General features: G+C 70.6%; 14 protein-coding genes. 12 read left to right on the forward strand and 2 right to left on the reverse strand.

Translation table 11 applies throughout. The features are described 5' to 3' along the window. Nucleotides 1-44 precede the first annotated feature (44 nt). From ABFY07_RS03860 to ABFY07_RS03880, 5 genes are all read left to right on the forward strand, one after another. Complete coding sequence (locus ABFY07_RS03860) at nucleotides 45-1,085, forward strand: Gfo/Idh/MocA family protein (RefSeq protein WP_346173053.1); 1,041 nt, start codon at nucleotides 45-47, stop codon at nucleotides 1,083-1,085. Between the two features lie 56 nt (nucleotides 1,086-1,141). Further along, the gene (locus ABFY07_RS03865; protein WP_346173054.1) at nucleotides 1,142-1,801 is read left to right on the forward strand and encodes an oxidoreductase; all 660 of its coding nucleotides are present in this window, start codon (nucleotides 1,142-1,144) and stop codon (nucleotides 1,799-1,801) included. Between the two features lie 86 nt (nucleotides 1,802-1,887). Further along, entirely contained in the window at nucleotides 1,888-2,325 is a 438-nt protein-coding gene (locus ABFY07_RS03870; RefSeq protein ID WP_346173055.1) for a universal stress protein, read from the forward strand. 161 nt (nucleotides 2,326-2,486) lie between these two features. Beyond that, nucleotides 2,487-3,056: a hypothetical protein gene (locus tag ABFY07_RS03875; RefSeq protein WP_346173056.1), complete on the forward strand. Its 570-nt coding sequence runs from the start codon at nucleotides 2,487-2,489 to the stop codon at nucleotides 3,054-3,056. Then, complete coding sequence (locus ABFY07_RS03880) at nucleotides 3,053-3,673, forward strand: YkgJ family cysteine cluster protein (protein ID WP_346173057.1); 621 nt, start codon at nucleotides 3,053-3,055, stop codon at nucleotides 3,671-3,673. The genes ABFY07_RS03875 and ABFY07_RS03880 overlap by 4 nt, the downstream gene beginning before the upstream one ends. Before the next feature lie 10 nt (nucleotides 3,674-3,683). Here ABFY07_RS03880 and ABFY07_RS03885 read toward each other — a convergent pair whose 3' ends face one another. After that, complete coding sequence (locus ABFY07_RS03885) at nucleotides 3,684-6,995, reverse strand: right-handed parallel beta-helix repeat-containing protein (protein ID WP_346173058.1); 3,312 nt, start codon at nucleotides 6,993-6,995, stop codon at nucleotides 3,684-3,686. Nucleotides 6,996-7,238: 243 nt separating this feature from the next. On the opposite strand from ABFY07_RS03885, the gene ABFY07_RS03890 reads away from it, so the two are divergent. Continuing rightward, nucleotides 7,239-8,450, forward strand: a complete 1,212-nt coding sequence (locus ABFY07_RS03890; protein ID WP_346173059.1) for a S8 family serine peptidase — start codon at nucleotides 7,239-7,241, stop codon at nucleotides 8,448-8,450. A 306-nt stretch (nucleotides 8,451-8,756) separates the two neighbouring features. Here ABFY07_RS03890 and eccCa read toward each other — a convergent pair whose 3' ends face one another. Beyond that, nucleotides 8,757-12,728, reverse strand: coding sequence for a type VII secretion protein EccCa (gene eccCa, locus ABFY07_RS03895; RefSeq protein WP_346173124.1), 3,972 nt, complete (start codon nucleotides 12,726-12,728; stop codon nucleotides 8,757-8,759). A gap of 290 nt (nucleotides 12,729-13,018) precedes the next feature. Between eccCa and eccD the strand changes: the two genes are divergently transcribed. The 6 genes from eccD (at nucleotide 13,019) to ABFY07_RS03925 (ending at nucleotide 21,263) form a co-directional block, all read left to right on the forward strand. Next, nucleotides 13,019-14,419 carry a type VII secretion integral membrane protein EccD gene (eccD, locus tag ABFY07_RS03900; protein ID WP_346173060.1) on the forward strand — a complete coding sequence of 467 codons (1,401 nt, stop codon included), beginning with the start codon at nucleotides 13,019-13,021 and terminating at the stop codon, nucleotides 14,417-14,419. A 25-nt stretch (nucleotides 14,420-14,444) separates the two neighbouring features. Continuing rightward, entirely contained in the window at nucleotides 14,445-15,908 is a 1,464-nt protein-coding gene (gene eccB, locus ABFY07_RS03905; RefSeq protein WP_346173061.1) for a type VII secretion protein EccB, read from the forward strand. 269 nt (nucleotides 15,909-16,177) lie between these two features. Continuing rightward, on the forward strand, nucleotides 16,178-16,528 hold the full coding sequence (locus ABFY07_RS03910; RefSeq protein ID WP_346173062.1) for a hypothetical protein: 351 nt from the start codon (nucleotides 16,178-16,180) through the stop codon (nucleotides 16,526-16,528). Between the two features lie 97 nt (nucleotides 16,529-16,625). Further along, nucleotides 16,626-16,949 (forward strand): WXG100 family type VII secretion target, encoded by a 324-nt coding sequence (locus tag ABFY07_RS03915; RefSeq protein ID WP_065967929.1) that lies wholly within the window; start codon nucleotides 16,626-16,628, stop codon nucleotides 16,947-16,949. Between the two features lie 97 nt (nucleotides 16,950-17,046). Beyond that, a complete protein-coding gene (locus tag ABFY07_RS03920) occupies nucleotides 17,047-17,538 on the forward strand; it encodes a type VII secretion system-associated protein (RefSeq protein WP_346173063.1) in 492 nt (163 codons plus the stop codon). 77 nt (nucleotides 17,539-17,615) lie between these two features. Beyond that, complete coding sequence (locus ABFY07_RS03925) at nucleotides 17,616-21,263, forward strand: AAWKG family protein (RefSeq protein ID WP_346173064.1); 3,648 nt, start codon at nucleotides 17,616-17,618, stop codon at nucleotides 21,261-21,263. Nucleotides 21,264-21,312: the final 49 nt, after the last annotated feature.

Here is a 21,312-nt window from a genome sequence, read left to right on the forward strand (position 1 = left end):
ACCCGCCCGCATCCCAGGCACCGCAGGAAGGATCCCACCCCTCAATGAGCGCTCCACTCCGCATCGGACTGGCCGGCTACGGCTTCGGCGGCAGGTACTTCCACGCGCCGCTGCTCGCCTCCGCACCGAACTGCGACTTCCTCGGAGTGGTCACCACTTCGCCGGAGCGCCGGGCCCGGGTCGCCGAGGAGCTCGGCCGCCCGGCGTACGCCTCGCTGGCGGAACTCGCCCGGGGCGGAGCCGAGGCGGTCGCCATCTCGACACCCGCCGCCACGCACCTCCCGCTGGTGCGGCAGGCCCTGGAACTGGGCCTGGCGGTGGTCTGCGACAAGCCGTTCGCCCTCGACGCCCGATCGGCACGGGAGACGGTGGAGCTGGCGGAGCGGCTCCGCGTGCCGCTGACCGTCTATCAGAACCGCCGTTGGGACTCGGACTTCCTGACCCTGCGGCGCCTGGTCGAGCAGGGCACCCTCGGCACCCTCATCCGGCTCGAGTCCCGGTTCGAGCGCTTCCAGCCCGAACCGGGACCGCCCGCGGCGGGCGGTGGCACCCTGCTCGACTTCGGCAGCCATCTGATCGACCAGGCGCTCGTCCTGTGCGGGCCGGTGGAGCGCGTCTACGCGGAACTGCGCCACCGCGAGGCCACGGGCGGCGAACCCGGGCTCGACGAGGACGTCTTCGTCGCGCTGACCCACCGCGGCGGCGTCCGGTCGCATCTGTCGGGCAGCTGGCGGCAGGGCGCGCCGGGGCTCCGCTTCCGCGCCACGGGGACCACCGGTTCGTACGTGGTGGAGGGCATGGACGGACAGGAGGAGCTGCTGGTCGCGGGCGCCTCCCCGGCCTCCGAGGGGGACCGCTGGGGAACCGAGCCCGTGTCCCGGTGGGGCCGGGTGCTGCGCGGGGACCGCGGCGAGCAGGTGGCTTCCGCCCGTGGGGCGTGGGACCGGTTCTACCCGGCGTTCGCCGCCGCGGTGCGTGGCACCGGGCCCCTGCCCGTTGATCCGTGGGACGCGGTGGCCACCGCGACCGTCCTGGACGCCGCTCGGACCAGCGCGGACACGGGGGCGGTGGTGAACCTGTCGTAACGCGAGCGCGGTGACCCCGTTCAACCCCTTTCCCCTCCCGAACGGAGCCTTCCCCAGTGAGCCGGAACGACCCGGTCCTGCAGCCGTTGCGGGTGAACAACCTGCTGCTGAGGAACCGCATTTACAGCACCGGACACGCACCGTCCGGCTATCTCGACGGCGGCGCCCCGGGGCCGCGGTACGCGCTGTACCACGAGGAGAAGGCCAAGGGCGGCATCGCTCTGACGATCATCGGGGGATCGAGCAACGTCGCCCCCGACTCCGCGAACGTGTTCGACCAGATCGACGCCGGGGACGACGCGGTGCTGCCGTTCTACCGCTCGATCTCCGAGCGGGTGCATGAGCACGGCGCCGCGATCATGTTGCAGGTCACGCATCTGGGGCGCCGCTCCAAGTGGGACATCGACCGGTGGCTGCCGGCGGTCGGCCCGTCCGCGGTGCGCGAGCGCGCGCACCGCAGCTTCCCCAATCAGGGCCGGCTCGTGAAACCTCGGGGAGACCGATCCGGCCGCCCTGACCGAGGGCCGGCCGCAGACCACGGTGGCCCACCCGGACGGCGACTACCAGCTGTTCCGCATCGGCGACGCGGTCGCCCACCGCAACATACACGCCGCGATCCTCGACGCCCGGCGGCTGTGCATGGCGCTGTGACCGGTGCGCTGCCGGACAAACCCCCGTGCGCTCACCGGCAACCGGGCCGCCGCGGCCCGGCATAGGGTGACGGAGAAACCGTCGCGGCATCGCCCGCCGTCGGCGAGTACGGCGTCCCCTCGCGGCCTCACATCTGAAAAGGACGAAAGCAATGTTCCAGCGGATTCTCGTGGCTGTCGATTCCAGCCCCGCCCGCCACTCCGCCGTACGCCTGGCCGGCGACATGGCCGGGCTGACCGGGGGCAAGGTCAGCGTTCTGCACGTGGCCGCCTCCATGGCGACGATCGCCGCCGTGGTCTCCCTGGAGGAGGACGCGGAGGCCAAGGCCATCCTCGACGAGGCCGTCGCCTCGCTGCGTGACGCGGGCGTCGACGCCGAGGGCACCCTCGCCGACGCCCTGACCACTCAGATAGCCACCACCATCTCCTCCGCCGCCGAGGAGTGGCAGGCCGACCTTCTGGTCCTCAGCCCCCACCACCGAGGGGCCCTCGAAGCCCTCCTCAACCCCCGGGTCAGCGACGCCGTCACCCACAGCAGCCGGATCGCCGTACTTCTCGCCCCGGAGGACGTCCCCGGCGACCCGCGCTGACCCGGGCCGGCCGGTATCTCACGGCCACCGCGGCGCGGATTTCCAGGGAGATCCCCAGAGTTGTGGCGCCCGGCCACCCACTGCCCATCGGCTACGCTCGCTGGCGACTACGTTGACAAGCTGTGCGTTTCGCCCTGTGCGAAGGGGACGATGGATTGACAGTGGACAGCATCGCGGGCCCCGAAGCCCAATGGCAGACCTCCCGAGCGAAGGCGCTGTGCTACCGCGGGCCGCGTTACGTCACCGGTGCGGATCTGGTCCGCATCGCCCGCACCCTGGCCCTCGAGCCGTGGCACTTCACACAGACCGCGCCGGCCGCCGCCAACGACCCGACCGGGGTGGTGCTGGACAACGCGCGGCGCCGGGTGAACCTGCGGGTGGCCAACGCCGCCCATGGCTGCGTCTTCCACATACGCACCCTCGAGGGGACCGGCCGCTGCGGGCTGGGCGAACTCGCGCCCGTGTCCTGCCGCATGTTCCCCTCGGTGCCCGGCGGGAAGGCCGAGCCGGCGGGCGAGGGCGGACACCGGCTCGACGAGGAGGAGCTGGCGGCGGCGGAGCGTCAGTGGATCGCCGACCGGGACCACTGGTTCGAGCTGGTCGCCCGCTGGAACACGCTGGCCGAGAAGGCCGAAACACCGCCGGACGTCGAGGACTTCCAGCGCTATCTGCTGGAGGCGCAGGCCGCGCGCGAGGCCGGTACGCCCTGGCCCGAGGACGTGGTCGCGTGAACGGCGGGGCGAACCTGGCGGGCTGCGCCGACTGCGAGGGCAGGTGCTGCCGGGAGTACAACGTCGCGGTGACCGTCGCGGACGTCCGCAGGCTCGCGTCCGGGATGGCCCTCCACCCCAGGGAGTTCGTCTACCTGAAGGAGGGCAAGGAGGAGGACAACAGCGACTTCCGCTTCCGGCCCGGCGGCCCGCTGTACGACCTCCACCTGCTGCACCGGCCGGTCACCAAGGGGTGCGTGTTCCTGATGGAGATCGCCCCGGGCAAGGCGCGTTGCGGCGCGTACGTCCACCGCCCGATGGTGTGCGCCACCTTCCCGGCCGCGCTCGACCAGGGCTCGGTGGGCATCCGCGAGAAGACCCTGTGCGGCGGCCCGGACTCCTGGAACCTGGCCACCATGGACCTGGTCGCCTACCGGCGCGACATCATGCGCAACCGAGCGGCGTGGCGCGAGCACCTGGACCTGGTGGAGCGGTGGAACGCCGAGGTGGACGCGGGTGGCCGGGCGCGCACCCACGAGGACCTGTACGAGTTCATCCTGGCCACCGACCCCGGGAAGGACGCCACCGACCCCGGGCAGGACACGGAGGCCGTCCCCGCGGAGACGGCCTCCTCGTAGCGGCGGATGATCAGCCGGCGGGCTGCGCGGAGCCCGTCGGCAGGTCGTCGGGCAGCAGCAGCCGCAGGTCCTCCAGGCCGGGCGCGGCCATGGCGCCGATGCGCCGGGCCTGGCGCGTCATCATCGCCTCCAGCAGCTGGCGGGCGGTGCGCGCGTTGCCGAAGGAGCGGTCGCGCGGGATGAGGTCCACATAGGCGCGCAGCGCCGCCAGGGTCTCCTCGGGGCAGTCGTAGCCGGAGCCGGCCGCGTAGCTGCTCATGATGGTGACCAGCTCCTCCGAGGTGTAGTGCTCGAACTCGACGGTGCGGCTGAAGCGCGAGGCCAGACCGGGGTTGGAGGCCAGGAAGCGGCGCATCTCCTCGGTGTATCCGGCGGCGATGACCACGACCTCGTCGCGGTGGTCCTCCATGAGCTTCAGCAGGGTGTCGACTGCCTCCTGGCCGAAGTCGGAGCCCGCCCCCTCGGGGGTGAGGGTGTACGCCTCGTCGATGAACAGCACCCCGCCGAAGGCGCGCTCGAACACCTCCTTGGTGAGCTGCGCGGTGTGTCCCACGTAGCGGCCGACCAGGTCGGCGCGGGCCACCTCCACCAGCTGACCGGTCTTCAGCACGCCGAGGGAGTGCAGCAGGTCCGCGTAGAGCCGGGCGACGGTGGTCTTACCGGTGCCGGGCGGGCCGGAGAAGATCAGATGGTGGCTGATCTTCGGGGTGGGCAGGCCGGCGGCCTGCCGCTGCCGGGTGGCCTCCAGCAGGTTGACCAGGTCGGTCACCTCGCGCTTGACCGCGCCGAGGCCGACCATCGCGTCCAGCTCGGTCAGCAGGTCCTTGGAGTTGCGGGCCCCGTCCGCGCCGCTGACGTCCGCGTCGTCGGCGACGTCCTCGGGCAGCAGCAGGGTGAGGTCCGCCTCGGCCGGGTTGGCCATCGAGCCGAGGCGGAACGCCTGCCGGTCCACCATCTCCTCGAACACCCGGCGCGCGGCACGGCCGTTGCCGAACGTGGAGTCGCGCGGCATCCGCTCGTAGAGGCGGGCGAGCGCGCCCAGGGTGCTCGGGTCGAGTTCGTACCGGTGCGCCGCGCACATGGACTCGGTGATGGTGACCAGCTCGTCCACCGAGTAGTTGGCGAACTCGATGGTGCGGGTGAACCGGGAGGCCAGACCGGGGTTGGAGCTGAGGAAGGTGGTCATCTCGTCGGTGTATCCGGCGGCGATGACGACCACGTCGTCGCGGTGGTCCTCCATGAGCTTCAGCAGGGTGTCGATGGCCTCCTGGCCGAAGTCGGCCCCGGAGCCCTTGCTGTCGGAGAGCAGGGTGTACGCCTCGTCGATGAACAGCACACCGCCCAGGGCCTCGTTGAACGCCTCGGTGGTCTTGATGGCCGTACCGCCGATGATCTGGGCGACGAGGTCGGCCCGGGAGACCTCCACCAGATGGCCGGAGCGCAGGACGCCGAGGTCGGCGAGGATGCCGCCGTAGAGCCGGGCGACGGTGGTCTTGCCGGTGCCGGGCGGGCCGGAGAACACCAGGTGGCGGCTCATCGGCGGGGCGGGCATGCCGAGGCTGGCGCGGCGCTGGGCGAGCTGGTTGAGGTTGATCAGGGTGCGCACCTGGTGTTTGACGTCGGCCAGGCCGATGAGCGACTCCAGCTCCTCCAGCGGGCCCTCCGGCTTCTTCGTCCCGCCGCCCGCGGCCGGTTCGGCGCCGATCCCGCCGGCGGTCTCGCCCCAGGCGTCCTCGGCCGCGTTGCCGCTGCTGTCCAGCCCCTCGACGGTGAGACGGTCGCTGGGACGTGACTGCTTGAGTCCCGCGCCACGGTTGTCGCGGGTGGTGCAGCCGGTGAGGGTGACCTTCTCGGCGCTGTCGACCCGGATGCCGTCGCCGGTGCTGCCGGTGACCTGGCAGGCCTCCAGCGTGGCCCGGCCGCCCTCGGCGACCAGGACGCCGTGGGCGCCGGACTCGGCCAGGTGGAGGCGGCGCGCGGTCACCTCGCCTCCGCCCTCCACGTGCAGGGCGGAGGTGGCGCTGGAGCGGACCTCGCTGTCGCTGAGGGTGGCGCGGCCCCCGGAGCCGACCGAGATCCCGGCCTGGGCCGTCCCGCGCACCGCGCAGTCGCGGAGGTCGGGGGCGCCGCCGTCGGAGATGCGGATGCCGGCGCCCTCCGCGTTCTCGACCGTGCACACCTCCAGCCGCCCGCGGCCGTCCTCGGCCACCTCCAGGCCATGGCCGCGGGCGTCGGACACCCGAGCCCGGCTCAGCAGGGGATTGGCGTTGGTACGGATGGAGATGCCGACCCCGGCGGCGTCGGCCACCTCCAGCCGGTCGAACTCCGCCGAGGACCCCTCGGCCAGCAGCACGGACGCGGTCTTGTCGGCGCAGTCGCGCACGGTGGTGCCGGTGAGCAGCGGCGCGCTGGAGCCGATGACCCGGATCGCGGGGGCGGTCGCGGTGTCGAACGCGCAGTCCTGGAAGGTGCCGCGGGAGCGCTCGGTGACCGCGAGCCCGTTGCCCTTGGTGCGGGAGGTGACGCAGCGCAGCACCTCGGGGTCGGCGCCGGAGGACAGGACGATGCCGGGGCCGGTGGTGTCGGTGACCGTGACCTCTTCGAGGGTGGGCCGCGAGCTGCTGGTGATGTAGACCCCGACCGAGGTGTCGTGCACCCGGGCGCGCAGCACATGGGTGGCGCACTTGCCCTCCAGCGCGATGGCGGGCTTCTCGGTCGCGGTGACGTCGCAGTCCTCCACCCGGCCCTGCGCCTCGCCGTTGGCCAGGATGCCGTTGCCCTGGGCGTCGCGGATCCGGCAGCCCCGTACCGTGGTGCGGGCCTGCTCGCCGAGGACCACGGCGGAGGTGCCGAGGTGCTCGAGGAGGGAGTCGGCGACCACGCTGCCGGTGGGCGCGGTGTCCACGACCCCGGCGCCCTCGGGATTGGAGATCCGGCAGTCCCGGATGGCCACCGAGCCCGTCTCGCGGGCGAGGACGGCCGTCCAGCCCGAACCCACCACGGTGCAGCCGTCCATGGCCACCTGGCCCCGGGGCGCGTCCACCACCGGCAGGTCCTCGTTGCCACCCCGCAGGGTCAGGTCGGTGAGCATCACCGCGTCCGCGACGAGCACCACGGCGGTGCCCCGGGGTGGGCAGATCTCCACGCTGCCGCGCTCCCCGTCCCCGGCGATGGTGATGCGCGTGCGAACGGTGAGGTTCTCGCGGTAGCGGCCGGGCCGGACGCGTATCACCGCTCCCGCGCGCGCCTTCTCCAGGGCCTCGCCGATCGTCCGGAAGCCCTCCGGCTGGTCCGGACCGACCGTGAGCAACTGCCGTGACACGCTGGGACCTCCTCGTTGTGATGCCGCCGCCGGCCCTCGGTGCCCGAAGCCCGGGCTCGCTGGAAGCCGGGGGAAGAGGGACGAGCATGCGGGGGAAAGGCTACGGGACCGCGGCACCGTCATCCAGGTGCCTCCGGCACCGGTCCGAAGATCGGCGGCGGACCCGCTTCCGCGGCGCGGCGCGGCAGTTCGTACCCGGGGTACGTTACCGCGTGGTGATGTCCCGCGCGTATCGTGCGCGCCATGCGACGTGCCCGTTCTCATCGCCGTACGGTGGCGCGGGCGGTGGCCGCCGCCCTGCTGGCCGTGGCGCCCCTGGCCGCCCAGGCTCCCCCCGCCGCCGCGGCGGACTCCGTCGAGCTGCCCGCCGTCCCGGCCGTCCTGGCCCCCGACGAGCCGTGTACCAAGGCGTCCGGCGAGACGGCCCGCGACGAGCCGTGGACGCGGCAGGCGCTCGGTCTGCGGCGCAGCTGGCGGCTGACGGACGGCCACGGCGTGACCGTGGGGGTGGTGGACACCGGTGTCGGTACGGACATCCCCGCCCTGGCCGGCCGGGTCACCGCGGACGGCGGCGCGGGCACCGACTGCGTGGGGCACGGCAGTTTCGCCGCCGGCCTGATCGCCGCCGCGCCCGGCGAGGGCTCGGGGGTGGCGGGCGTGGCGCCCGCGGCGCGGATCCTCGCGGTGCGCGGTACGGACACCCGCGGCAATCCCACGGCGGAGCGGCTGGCGAACGGGATCCGGGCCGCGGTCGACGGCGGCGCGAAGGTCGTCTACGTGGGCCGCGCGGTGCCCACCGGGAGGGCCGTGCTGACCGCCGCCGTGGCGTACGCGACACGGCACGACGCCCTGGTCGTCGCCCCCTTCGCCCCGGACGCGATGCCCGACGACCCGAAGACCCGCGAGCCGGCCGAGCCCGCGCCCTGGTACTGGCCCGCGGCCGCGCCCGGGGTGCTGTCGGTCATGGACTACGGCCCGGACGGCACCCGCCCGGAGAACGCGCCGAACAAGGACGGGGCGGACCTGGCGGCGCCGGGGGACGCGGTGGTCAGCGTCGGCCCGCGCGGCTCCGGCCACTTCATCGGCTCCGGCTCCTCGCTGGCGGCGGCGAACGTCGCCGGGGCGGCGGCGTTGGTGCGTGCGCGGTACCCGCGGATGAGCGCCGCCGAGGTCTCCCGCCAGCTCGTCACGGCGGCCTATCCGGCGGTCCCGCCGCGGCTGGACCCGTACGCGGCGGTGACCGCCGTCCTGACCGACCGGCAGGGAGCCACCCCCCGTCCGGCGCCCGCGAAGGTTCCGCCGGCCGCCCCTCCGGGGCCGCGGGACCGCGCGCTGCTGATCGCGGGCGCGGGTGGCGGAGCGGTGCTGCTGGTGGCGGCCGCGGCGGTGGTGATCCCGCGCGGCCGGGCCCGGGGCTGGCGCCCGGCGGGCCGGGAGGACCGGCCGGCGGCCTGAGGCGGGCGCGGCGGCCCGAAGCACCCCCGGCCTCCGCGTCACCCCTCTTCCCGCCGCGTAGTTCTGGGGATTTCCCTAGACACCGCGGATCGCCTCCGGACACTGGGGATTTCCCTAGACATGCGCGGCCGGCATTCCGGGGACCCGGCTGGACAAGCCGATCGGACGGCCCGGCCCGAATACCTCAGCCCGAATGCCTCGGATTGCCTCGGCCCGAATGCCTCCGCCCGATTCCTCGCCGAGAACCGGAACCGCCCCCGGTGCCGTGCACCGGGGGCGGAACCGTTTACGGGATTTACTCGGTGCCTATGGGTTTTCCACGGGGTCCACGAGCGCCGTCTGGACCTGTGTGGTCTTGCGGCGGGCGACCCGGATGGCCCGGCCCGGGTTCATGATCCGGCCCTTGACGTTGCCCAGCAGATAGCCCTCCGAGGGCGGGCAGGACATCAGCAGGGCGGGCGTGTTGACCTCCAGCAGCCGCCGCATGAGCATCTCGTTCAGCCCGCGTCCGGCACCGGTGGCGGAGCGGGTGACGATGATGTGCAGCCCGACCTCCCAGCCCAGCGCGAGATGGTTGAGCAGCGGGTCGAACGGCGCGTTGCCGATGCCGGCGCCCAGCATGTCGTAGTCGTCCACCAGGATGAACAGCCGCGGCCCGGTCCACCAGTCGGCCTGCTTCATCCGGCCCGGGGCGATGTCCGGGCCCGGCACCCGGGTCTGCACCGCCCGCGCCGCCCCGTCGATCATGTCCCGCAGCGCGTCCATGGACACCGCGTGCGCCAGGCGGTATTCCTCCGGCACCGCCTCCACCAGGTCACGGCGGTAGTCCACCAGCATGATCCGCGCCTCGGCGGGGGTGTACCGGTCCATGATGGCCTTGGCCATCAGCCGCAGCAGATTGGTCTTGCCGCTCTCGGTGTCACCCACCACGAGCAGGTGCGGGCTCTCGCTGAAGTCGTGCCAGACGACCGACAGCCGCTCCTCCTCCAGGCCGATCGGCACCCGGAAGTCACCACCCGCCGGGGGAAGCTGCCGCGCGGGCAGTTCGGTCGGCAGCATCCGCACCCGCGGGGCCACCGGGCCCGGCCAGCTCTCCTTGACCGCCGACACCAGACCGGACACCCCGTCCGACAGGTCCTCGGCCGACTCCATCCCGTCGATGCGGGGGAGCGCGGTGAGGTAGTGCAGCTTGCCCTCCCGGGTGAGACCGCGGCCCGGGATGCGCGGCACGGTGGCGGCGCGGCGGGTGTCGATCTCGGAGTCCATGGCATCGCCCATCCGCAGCTCGAGGTGGGTGCCCGCCTGGTCGCGCACGGCCGCGGTGAGCTCCACCCAGCGGGCGGTGGTCACGATCAGGTGGATGCCGTAGTTGAGGCCGCGGGCGGCGATGGCGGCGAACGTCTGGACGTTGCGGTCGTAGTCCTGGCGCACGGTGGACCAGCCGTCGATCACGAGGAACACATCGCCGTGCGGCTGGTCCGCGAACTCACCCGCCGCCCGGCGGCGGCGGTAGGTCGCCATGGAGTCGATGCCGTGGGTCAGGAAGAACCGCTCGCGGTCGGCCAGCAGCGAGGTGACCTCGGAGATCGTACGGCCCACCCGCTCGCTGTCCAGCCGCGCCGCGACCCCCGCGGTGTGCGGCAGATCGGCCAGCGGCGCCAGCGTGCCACCACCGAAGTCCAGGCAGTAGAACTGCACTTCGCGCGGGGTGTGGGTGAGGGCCAGCGCGGTCAGGATCGTCCGCACCATGGTGCTCTTGCCGCTCTGCGGACCGCCCGCGATGGCCACGTGGCCGCCGACCCCCGACAGGTCGATGGTCAGCAGGTCGCGCAGCTGCTCGAAGGGCTTGTCCACGATGCCGATCGGCACCGTCAGCCGACCGCGCAGCGGCGAGCCGACCGTGGTGAGACCCAGCTCCGGGTCGGGTGTCAGCGGCGGCAGCACCTGGTCCAGCGTCGCGGGCAGGTCGAGCGGCGGCAGCCACACCTGGTGGGCGGGGGGCCCGGCGCCCAGCAGCCGCTCCACGGCGACCGACAGCAGCGTGTCCCCGGTCTCCTCCTCCGGCTCCGGCTCGGGCTCGGGCACGTCGGGCAGCTGGCGGGGCACCACGTACGCCGCCGTCCACGGCACCGTCTGGCTGGCCACCCGCGCCTGGTTGGCCCGGCTGCGCCGCTGCTGGTACGGGCCGGAGACATACGCGGCGCGGAACCGGGTCAGCGCCTCCACACCCGACTTGAGGTAGCCGCTGCCGGGCTGCGGCGGCAGCTGGTAGGCGTCGGGCACACCCAGCACACCGCGACTCTCCATGGCGGAGAAGGTGCGCAGACCGATGCGGTACGACAGGTGGCTCTCGAGCTGGTGCATCCGCCCCTCGTCCAGCCGCTGCGAGGCGAGCAGCAGATGGACGCCGAGGCTGCGCCCGAGCCGTCCGATCATCACGAACAGCTCCATGAACTCGCGGTGCGCGCTGAGCAGCTCGCTGAACTCGTCGACGATCACGAACAGGCTGGGCAGCGGCTCCAGCGGGGTGCCCGAGGCCCGTGCCTTCTCGTAGTCCAGGGCGGAGGTGTAGTTGCCGGCGGCGCGCAGCAGCTCCTGGCGGCGGATCAGCTCCCCGTGCAGGGCGTCCTGCATGCGGCCCACCAGCGCGGCCTCCCCGGCGAGGTTGGTGATCACCGCGGAGGTGTGGGGCAGCTCGTCCAGGCCGAGGAAGGTGGCGCCACCCTTGAAGTCCACCAGGACGAAGTTGAGTGTTTCGGAGGAGTTCGACAGCGCGAGCGCCAGCACCAGGGTGCGCAGCAGCTCGCTCTTGCCGGAGCCGGTGGCCCCGATGAGCATGCCGTGCGGTCCGGTGCCGCCCTGCGCGGACTCCTTGATGTCCAGCTCCACCGGGGTGCCGTCGGGGCCGACCGCGATCGGCACCTTGAGCCGGTTGGACCCGGTGGCCTGCTTCCACAGGCTCTCCGGATCGTGGCGGTACAGGTCGGAGATGCCCAGCAGGGTGGTCAGTTCGACGTCCGAGGACAGCGGCTCGGCGGCGTCCCCGCCGCCCATGCCCATCCGGTACGGGGCGAGGCGCTTGGCCAGGGCCGTGGCACCGACCGGTCCGAAGGAGTCGGGGCGGCCGAGGCGGGTGGTCTGCTCCTTGCGCTCGCGGTCGGTGCGGACCAGCTCGAAGGAGTCCTCGCTGACGTCGAAGCGCAGGGTGACCCGCCCGGGGCGCCAGGTCAGCGCGCCGGTCAGGTCGAGCACGACGCAGTTGCGGAAACCCGCCCCGTCCAGCCGGTGGCGGCCGGGGACCGCGCCGCCGTCCACCACGATCACGGTGTACGGCTCGTCACGCCCGGGCGAGGCGTCCGGGTCGAACGAGGGCCGTTCCAAGAACTCCGCGCCGAGCAGGTCCTCCAGCTCGTTGAGGGCCGAGACGAACATCCGGGCCGGGCCCGCGCCGTCGTTCTCCTGGGGGTGGAGGTTGTGGGGGAGCCACTTCACCCACTCCCAGTCCGCGCGCCGCTCGTCCGACACGCACACCGCCACCCACACGTCGTCCGGGGCGTGGAAGGCCGCCAACTGGGCGACGATCGCGCGGGCGAGGGAACGTATCCGCTCCTCGTCGCCCCGGAACAGCACCCGCGCCCAGGCCCGCAGATAGATGGCGATGGGCTGCTCGGGCACGGTGGAGTAGGCCCGGATGAAACTCCGCAGCGCGTGCGCCGTCAGCGGCTCCAGGTCCTCGACCGGAGTGTTGGCCGTGGGCGTCAGCCGCAGGCCCAGCTTCTGCTCCCCGACGGCCACCCGGATCTCGCCGAAGTCCTCGTCCTGCGGGCGGCGTTCCCACAGCCGGGTGGTGCCCACCAGGGACCACAGGGCCGACGGCGGCGGGTGCCGCCACGCCAGCGCTGTTTGCTGGTCGGCCACGGCGGCGCGGACCTTGCGCCGGATCTGGGTGAGATAGCGCAGGTAGTCGCGGCGCTCGCCCTTCAGGCGCTGTTTGCGCTCGCTCGCCTTGCGCATCATCTGCCCCAGCATCATGGCGGCCGAGGACAGCACCATCAGGCCCATCGCCAGGTACATGAAGTGGCTGCCGCCGCTGCCGGTCATGCCCGGCCTCATGAACATCAGCATCATGGAGACCGACATGAGCGCCATGGGCAGATAGGTCCAGACGGCGGAGCTGTCCGGAACCACCTCGGGCAGCGTGGGGGGCTCCTGCAGCTTCAGCTCGCCGTCGGGCATTTCGGGGCCGCGCCGACGGGCCGGGCGGCGGAACAGGACCACACTCAAGGAATGGTCTCCTCACGGTGGGACAACGGTGGGACAACGGTGGGGGCAACGCTCTCGGTCGGTGGCGTATCGTCGCGTCCGCACAGACCACCGGAAAACAACAACTGTGCGATCCGGTATACCAGTCCATGGACGGGGCAAGTAATGTGCACCCTTACGGAGACACGCGTGGCACATACATATCCTGTTGCCTTGCCAGCATCATCCGTCCCCCACCACTCCGTTCACAACGGAAACCCGGGAACCCCCTTCGCAGACCCCCGGAAGAAGCGTGAGCCAGCCCGATGACTGATAACCAGGTGGCCGGTCTGTGCCGCCTGACCGTACGCGCGCCGACCAAGGCCATCGATCTCGCGGTGCCCTCGGACGTCCCGGTGGCCGACCTGCTGCCCGCCGTCCTCGGCTACGGCGGCGACGACCTGGCGGAGACCGGAGTCGACCACGGCGGCTGGGTGCTGCAACGCCTCGGCGGCGAACCGATGGACGAGGAGCGCACCCTCGACTCCTACGACCTGCGCGACGGCGAGACGATCTACCTCCGGCCGCGCATCGACGCACTCCCCGAGGTCCACCTCGACGACCTGGTGGACGGCATCTCCACCACCATGCAGGACCGCCCGCACGGCTGGTCCCCGCTGGCCAGCACCCGGCTGCTGCGCGGCTTCGCGGTGACCGCCCTGGTGGCCGGGCTCACCGTGCTCGCCCTGCCCGGCGGCTCGACCGGCCTGCGGGCGCTGTGCGCGGCGGCGGCCGGAGTGCTGCTGCTCGCCGGGGCGGGCTCGGCCAGCCGCGCGGTGGGCGACGCCGCCGCCGGCGCGGTCCTCGGCTTCATGGTCGGTCCCTACCTCGCGCTCGCCGGATGGCTGCTGCCCGGAGGAGACCTCGGCGGCCCGCACGGCCACGAGGTCCTGGGCGCCCGGATGCTGGCCGCCTGCGCCGCCGGCGCGGGCGGCGCCATCGTCGCGCTGGCCGCCGTGGGCGCCTTCCCCGCGCTCTACCTCGGTCTCGCCGTGGTCATGGGCTTCGGCACCCTCGCCGGGGCCCTGATGGTCGTCACCGACCTGGGGCCGGCCCATGTGTCCGGCATCCTCGCCCTGGTGGCCGTCATCCTCGGCGCGTTCGTCCCCTCGCTGGCCTTCCGGATGTCCGGCATGCGCATGCCGCCGCTGCCGACCAACGCCCAGCAGCTCCAGGAGGGCATCGAGCCGCACACCACCTCGGTGGTCGCCGCCCGCGCGGTGCTCGCCGACGGATGGATGAGCTCGCTGTACGGAGCCGTGGGCGCCGTCTGCGCCGCCTGTCTGGCCCAGCTCACCCACGACGGCGGACTGCCCGAGGTCATCATGGCCGTCGTGCTCTCGCTGCTGCTGTTGCTGCACGGACGCGGCCTGGGGAACGTATGGCAGCGGCTTTCCCTCTTCCTCCCCGGGGCCGGAGGTTTCCTCCTCCTGGTCCTGTTCAACGCCCTGTCCTACTCGCCGGACCGCCGGCTGCTGCTGACCGCCGGCCTGCTCGCCGCCACCGCGGGCATCGCCATCGCCTCCTGGACCGTGCCCGGGCGACGGCTCGTGCCGTACTGGGGCCGGGCGGCGGAGATCCTGCACACCGCCGCCGCCATCGCCCTGCTGCCGCTGGCCCTGTGGGTGCTCGGGGTGTACAGCGCCCTGCGCGGCCTGAACGGCTGACCGCCCGAACCGGAGGAAACGCACAGTGCAGTCCAAGCGCGACCAGGTCCAGGCGCACATGTTCATCATGGGGCGGCTCACCTCGGGCATGCTGCGCGCCGACCCCGACGCCCCGGAGAGCCCCCAGGGCCGGACCAACCGGGGCGTGGCCATCAGCGTGATCATCGCGATCCTGATCGCCGCGGGATCCTTCGTCTTCGGCCTGATCAAGCCCGGTGTGAAGAACTCCTGGCGGGCCCAGGGCACGCTGGTGGTCAACAAGGAGAGCGGCGGCAGGTACCTGTACCTCGACGGACGGCTGCGCCCGGTGCGCAACTACACCTCGGCCCGGCTGCTCCTCGGCAGCAAGATGAAGACCGCCTCCGTGGGCGGCAAGTCCCTCAGCGGCACCCCGCACGGCGCGCCCGTCGGCATCATCGGAGCCCCCGACGACCTGCCGAGCAGCCTCACCACCGACCCGTGGCAGGTGTGCTCGGGCACCACCGACGGCTCCACCGCCACCGCCGTGGCCGTCGGCGAGGACATCGACGGCAGAGGCCTCAGCGACGTCGAGGGGCTGCTGGTCACCGGGCCCGACAAGGCCGACTACCTGGTGTGGCGGGGCGGCAAGCTGCGCATGGACACCAGCGGCCGCGCCCGCGAAGCCCTCGGCTACGCCTCCCGCACCCCGGTGAAGGTGTCGGCGGCGCTGCTCAACTCGCTGCCCACGGGACCCGATCTGGCCGCCCCCGACATCCCGCGGCGCGGTGGCAAGGGACCCTCCCTGGGCGGTGGCAGCACCAGGATCGGCCAGGTCTTCCAGGTCGCCGCGCCCGGTGGCGACGCCCGGTACTACGTGCTGCGCAAGGAGGGGCTGAGCCCCGTCAACGCCACCGTCGCCGCGCTGCTCCTGGGCCACCCGGAGACCAAGGAGAAGGCGTATGCGGGCGGGGCGGTCTCCACTATCACCCTGGGCGCCGACGCGGTGATCGGCCATCTGGCGCCCGGCGCCGAGGACGCCGACACCACCGAGGACCTGCCCGCGAGCCCGCCGAAGGCGGTGGATCTCGGCCAGGACGAGACCCCGTGCGTGGGCATCGAGTCCGGCGACGACGGTACGCGGGTCAGCGTGACCCTGGCCGCGAGCGACCGACTCGGCCCGGCCGCACAGGCGGCCCCGGAGGGGCTGACCCCGGCGTGTGTGACGGTCAACCGGATCGTGACGTCCCCGGGCGGCGGCGCCCTGGTGCACACCCTCGGCGCGGACGGCTCGAACGTCGGCAGCACCGTCTACCTGGTGACGGACAGCGGGGTGAAGTACCGGGTGCCGACGGCCAAGTCACTGGAGGCGCTGGGCTACACCACGGAGCAGGCCCAGCGGCTGCCGTCGTCGCTGCTGTCCATGCTGCCGACGGGCCCGGACCTGACGCCGGCGGCCGCGATCGCCGGCCGGAGCAAGGCGACGACGACACCGTGTGGTGAAAACAACAAGAAGGCGCTGAACCAATGAGATCAATGAGCAATCTTCACCATCGGCATATCGACATTTGAGGATGGCCTGAGCTTTCGTCGGGAGCGTCAAGCAACGTAAAACTAGGGAGATTTGCAGAAACACATGTGTTACCGCGTTTCTTCCCGGTAGGCATTGCCCATCGCTCGTCGTCCTCCTACCATCCATGTCTGGACCAACTGGATGTCGGTGCTTCCGCATCCGGTTACGCAAGCCACGTCAGCGCATCGGGTCTGGCGGCGGAAATCCACCGGAAAGGGGCAGCGCCCATGTCGAGTATGCAGCGGGCAGAAGAACAGGCGACACGGAACGGCATCCAGGCTCTTGAGATGGCCTTCTCGGGTGTCCAGAGCCGTCGGCAGGACGTCGAGAACACGAAGCACGGCATGATGCAGGCCCTCCAGGGCAGTGACGGTGGCGCTTTCCAGAAGCTGCTGGACTCCTGGGACGAGCACGCGGAAATCATCTCCAAGAACCTTCAGGACATGATCAACCAGCTCAACGAGACGCTCACCCAGCAGGGTTTGACTCAGGGGTCGTCGAACGAGGCCATCGACCAGGCGTACTCCCAGTCGGCGACCATTTTCGACAATCTGATGGGCAGCACCGCCGGACGGTGACCGTCAGGGGCCGGTGGCCCCAGCGGCCCGGCGTCGGCCGACGCGGGCCGGAACAACTTCCCCTGTTTTCATGCCCCTCAGTGAGAAGAGGTCAGCGATGCCCGACAACATGTCTGACGGATACATTTATGTCAGCTATGCGCACGTCGACAACGCGGTCGACGACATGCGCCTCCAGACGCGCGAGATCGAGAAGATCATCAGCAGCCTCAACGACGAACTCCAGTCGCTCCAGCAGTCCTGGGAAGGTGACGACCGCGAGGCCTACAACGAGAAGCAGGCCGCCTGGAACCAGGCCGTCGCGAACATGAGCAAGTGGCTCGGCGACAACGCGCAGACGCTCAACCACATCCGCGACCTGTACACGCAGAACGAGCGCAGCCAGACGCAGAGCTGGCAGGACGTGAAGATTGGCCGCTGATCGCAGCGCCATGCGGGCGGCTGTTCCACGTCGGGAAACTCGTGGAGCGGCCGCCCGCTGTGTCATCCGGACAGTGAGGTAGGGAAAGGGCGAGGGCATGGCCGACAAGAAGCAGCCGCCGACACAGCTCAACAAGGAGTGGCTCGAGAATTTCCGGAAGGTTGATCTCGCGGACTTCCGGAAGTCGCTCAAAACGGTATCCGAGAACAGCACGGCGACCCCGGTGATTCCTTCGATGAAGGCTCTGAAGGGGGAGGACGACGGCGTTCCCGGACTCCCGTTCGGCACGCCCGTTCCGCTGGCGATCGGATTCCTGGCGAAGGACGAGGGAACGCACGGGCAGGCGGTCAACGAGGCCGTGGTGGAGCTGGTGACGGCCCTCGACGGGATCCTCGAGAGCCATCTGACGCTCTTCAAGGACATCGACGACGCCCTCGAGGAGACCATCGACTCCCTGTTCAAGACCCAGGGAGAGAGCCTGGACGCCATCGACGGCCAGAAGTTCGTCGACATCTTCGAGGATGTCGACGCCGACCTGACGACCCCGGCGGACGAGGAGAGCGGCGGCGGGAAGGACAAGGACAAATAGTCGCCGCCCAGCCGTTACGTCGCCTGTAGGTCCCCTTACGCCGCCTGTAGATCACCTTCTGATGGAGCAGCCTCGCCGTGGCCGATGACAAAGAGTACGACGACTACTGGTTGAAAGCGGTCAAGCTCTTCACCGGGTATGAAGCGCCCGCGAGGCACACCCTGTTCGACCAGATCGTCGGCAACGCCGGCATCAAGCAGATGAAGGTGGAGATCACCAAGCAGAAAAGCGTCGAAACCATCGACGCCACCGACTTCGACTGGTTGTCGGAAAACGCAGGCTGGCACATCAACAACACCGACTTCGTCATCCCGTTCTACACGAACGACGACGGCAGCGTCCATTACTACAAGGCCCGCTTCACACTGCTCGGCTTCAAGAGCGAAGACGGGGCGTACCGCGGCGAGGTCGTGGGCGGTGAGGGAAAGAGCAAGTACGGCAAGGAGCTGGAGGACGGCCACTTCAAGCCCAGCGACAACGGGACGACCTGGAACACCTTCGACCTGACCAGTTACTCGTACGGGACGGGCAAGGCGCTGAAGGCCCTGGTGGAGAACGAGAACGGAACCCTCGGGTTCTCCTGGGGCGGCAAGCCCCCCATCCCGCTAGACAAGGGCGTCCGCCTTGGCTCCTTCGACATGGCGGCGGATGCCTTCGACCGGGTCGCGAAGTTCTTCTGGGACAGCAATGCCACCATGACCGAGTGGCAGGAAAAGGTGGGCCGGGACGAGAACGACGCGTGGAAGGGGCAGGCGGCCGGCGTCTTCTGGAACCTCATTCATGAGCTGGGCAGGCGATACGGTCATTACGCCGATGACATGGAAGCCATCGGCGGGGTGTCCAAGCAGGGCAAGGCGCTCAGGCAGGCGGGGCAGGACCTCAAAACCCAGGCCGAGAAACTCGTCAGCCAGTGGGAGCTCTGGAACGAGTCCTATGGCAATCCGCTGCGGCATCTCGTCGACCTGTTGTCGGAGATCGCCATTCAGACCTGGGACCGAAATCTGACGGAGGTCGACGCCGACTACCAGTACAGCTACAGCCCTTACGGCGGCGGCGGTTACTGGGACTACACCACGACGTCGAACTTCACACAGGTCGCCTGGGACAGCGGGATGTATCGCCCTCAGCGTTATTACGGCGACATGAAGGAGCTGGAGACCTGGAAGAAGGTCGCCGATCAGGCCATCGCCAACTGGGAGGAGGATGTCAAGGAATATCTGATCGACCCGGCCGAGCAGGCGCTCAAGGACCTCGCCACCGCCTGGGGGTCGTCCCACTTCGATCTGGGCTCCATCCGGACCAAGGGCGACAAGGGCATCGAGGAACACTTCCAGGAAGACAAGGCGTACAAGGAAAAGAAGGACGCCGAGGACAAGGCCGCGAAGGACAAGGCGGCGGCGGAGAAGAAGTACGAGGACGACAAGAAGGCGGCGGAGAAGAAGTACGAGGACGACAAGAAGGCGGCGGAGGACAAGGCTGCCAAGGACAAGGCGGAGGCTGACAAGAAGTACGCCGAAGAGAAGGCCGCGGCGGAGAAGAAGGAGAAGGAGGCCGAGGAGAAGGCGGCCGCCAAGGAGAAGGAGCAGGAGGCGAAGCAGAAGGCCGCCGAGGAGAAGGCGGCACAGAAGGAGAAGGAGGCCGAGGAGAAGGCGGCCGCCAAGGAGAAGGAGCAGGAGGCGAAGCAGAAGGAGGCCGAGGAGAAGGCGGCACAGAAGGAGAAGGAGGCGGAGCAGAAGCAGGCGGAGAAGGAGAAGGAGGCGGAGCAGAAGCAGGCCGAGGCGGAGAAGAAGCAGGCGGAGAAGGAGAAGGAGGCCGAGCAGAAGGCGGCGGAGAAGGAGAAAGAGGCCGAGCAGAAGCAGGCCGAGCAGCAGGCCAAGCAGGACCACATCCGCCAGGAGCAGGAGGCCAAGCAGGAAGAGCAGCGGAAGCAGGCCGAGCAGAAGCAGGCCGAGGCTCAGGCCAAGCAGGACGAGGCGCAGAAGCAGGCGCACGCGTTCCAGGTCCAGCAGGTGAATCAGCAGAAGGCCGAGCAGGAGAAGCGGGACAAGCTACAGGCGAAGAAGGAAGCCGAGGCCGAGGCCAAGCAGGAGCAGCAGCAGAAGGAGGCCGAGCAGAAGCAGGCGGAGGCGGAGAAGAAGCAGGAGCAGATCCGCCAGGAGCAGGAGCAGATGCAGGCGGAGAAGGAGAAGGAGGCCGAGCAGAAGCAGGCCGAGGCGGAGAAGAAGCAGGAGCAGATCCGCCAGGAGCAGGAGCAGAAGCAGGAGGAGCAGCAGAAGAAGGCGGAGGAGAAGCAGGCCGAGGCTCAGGCCAAGCAGGAGCAGATTCGTCACGAGCAGGAGCAGAAGCAGGAGGAGCAGCAGAAGAAGGCGGAGGAGAAGCAGGCCGAGGCTCAGGCCAAGCAGGAGCAGATTCGTCACGAGCAGGAGCAGCGGCAGGAGCAGCAGCAGAAGGAGGCCGAGCAGAAGCAGGCGGAGGCGGAGAAGAAGCAGGAGCAGATCCGCCACGAGCAGGAGCAGCGGCAGGAGGAACAGCGGAAGGAGGCCGAGCAGAAACAGGAGGAGTACCAGCAGAGGCAGGACAAGGCCCAGGAGGAGCAGCAGAAGCGACAGGAAGAGCTGCAGCGGCAACAGCAGCAGCGGCAGGAGGAGTTCCGGAAGGAACAGTCCAAGCTCAGTGGTGCACTCAACCACGGCGATCTGACCCAGCTCAACCATGGCGATCCGACCCAGCTCAACAACGGCGACTTCAGGCATCTCTCGCCGGAAATCCACGGCCCGGTCAACGGCGACGACTCGCTGACCAACCCCGGCGGCAGCCAGTCGCACCTGGATTCCCAGGGCCGCCTCGTCACGGACTTCCCGGACGGCAGCAAGTCCGTGATCGACCCGCACACCCAGATGTCGACCGTCATCAAGCCGGACGGCCACTCGTACTCCGGGCCGCTCAACGCGGACGATGTCCTGCACAACCCCGACGGCAGCAACACCCACCTGGACCGGCACGGCCAGGTGGTCACCGAGTACCCCGACGGCAGCACCTCCCGGGTGGACCCGGACACCGGCGCCACCTCGATCACCGGCCCGGACGGCACGACGACCACGGGCTATCTGAACGACCCCGACAACGCGCGCCCGGACTACCAGTACCACGGCCCCGGAAGCAGCTCCCCCCTGAACGGCGGACACTCGCTGAACCCGCCCTCCTACGACTACGGCGGCCACTCCTACGAGGAGGAGCTGTACGACGACAAGCCGTACCAGGAGCCGTCGCTGGGCAACCCCGGCCAGTCCGGAGGCGGGACGGACGCGGGTAGTGGCTCCCGGCTGAACAGCGGCCCGATGCCCGGCTCGATGGGGGGCGGCCCCATGGGGGGTATGCCGATGGGCGGCATGCCCATGGGTGGCATGGGTGGTATGGGCGGCATGGGAAGCAAGGGTGGCGAGGGCGGAGCCACCGAACGCGTCCGCAATGTGATCGACACCGGCGATGTGGTCAGCAACCGCCGCAGTGCCCCCGTCCCGCGCGGCAGGGGTGGCGTGTACGAGGACCGGCAGGCCATCAGCACCAGTGGCGGCAATCCGTTCCTGCCGCCGATGGGCGGTGCCGGCGCGCCCGGCCAGACGGAGACCGAGAGCAGCGACCGCGAGCGCGAGGTCTGGGAGCCGGAGGAGGAGGACGTCTGGGGTACCGACGAGGGCGGCTCACCGGCTGTGATCGGACGCTGACGGGCGAGAAGTTCCCTTTCGTCGGCCGACATTGCACAATGATCAACAT

Source organism: Streptomyces sparsogenes subsp. cuspidosporus, assembly GCF_039532705.1.
GTDB classification, from domain to species: Bacteria; Actinomycetota; Actinomycetes; order Streptomycetales; family Streptomycetaceae; genus Streptomyces; species Streptomyces sparsogenes.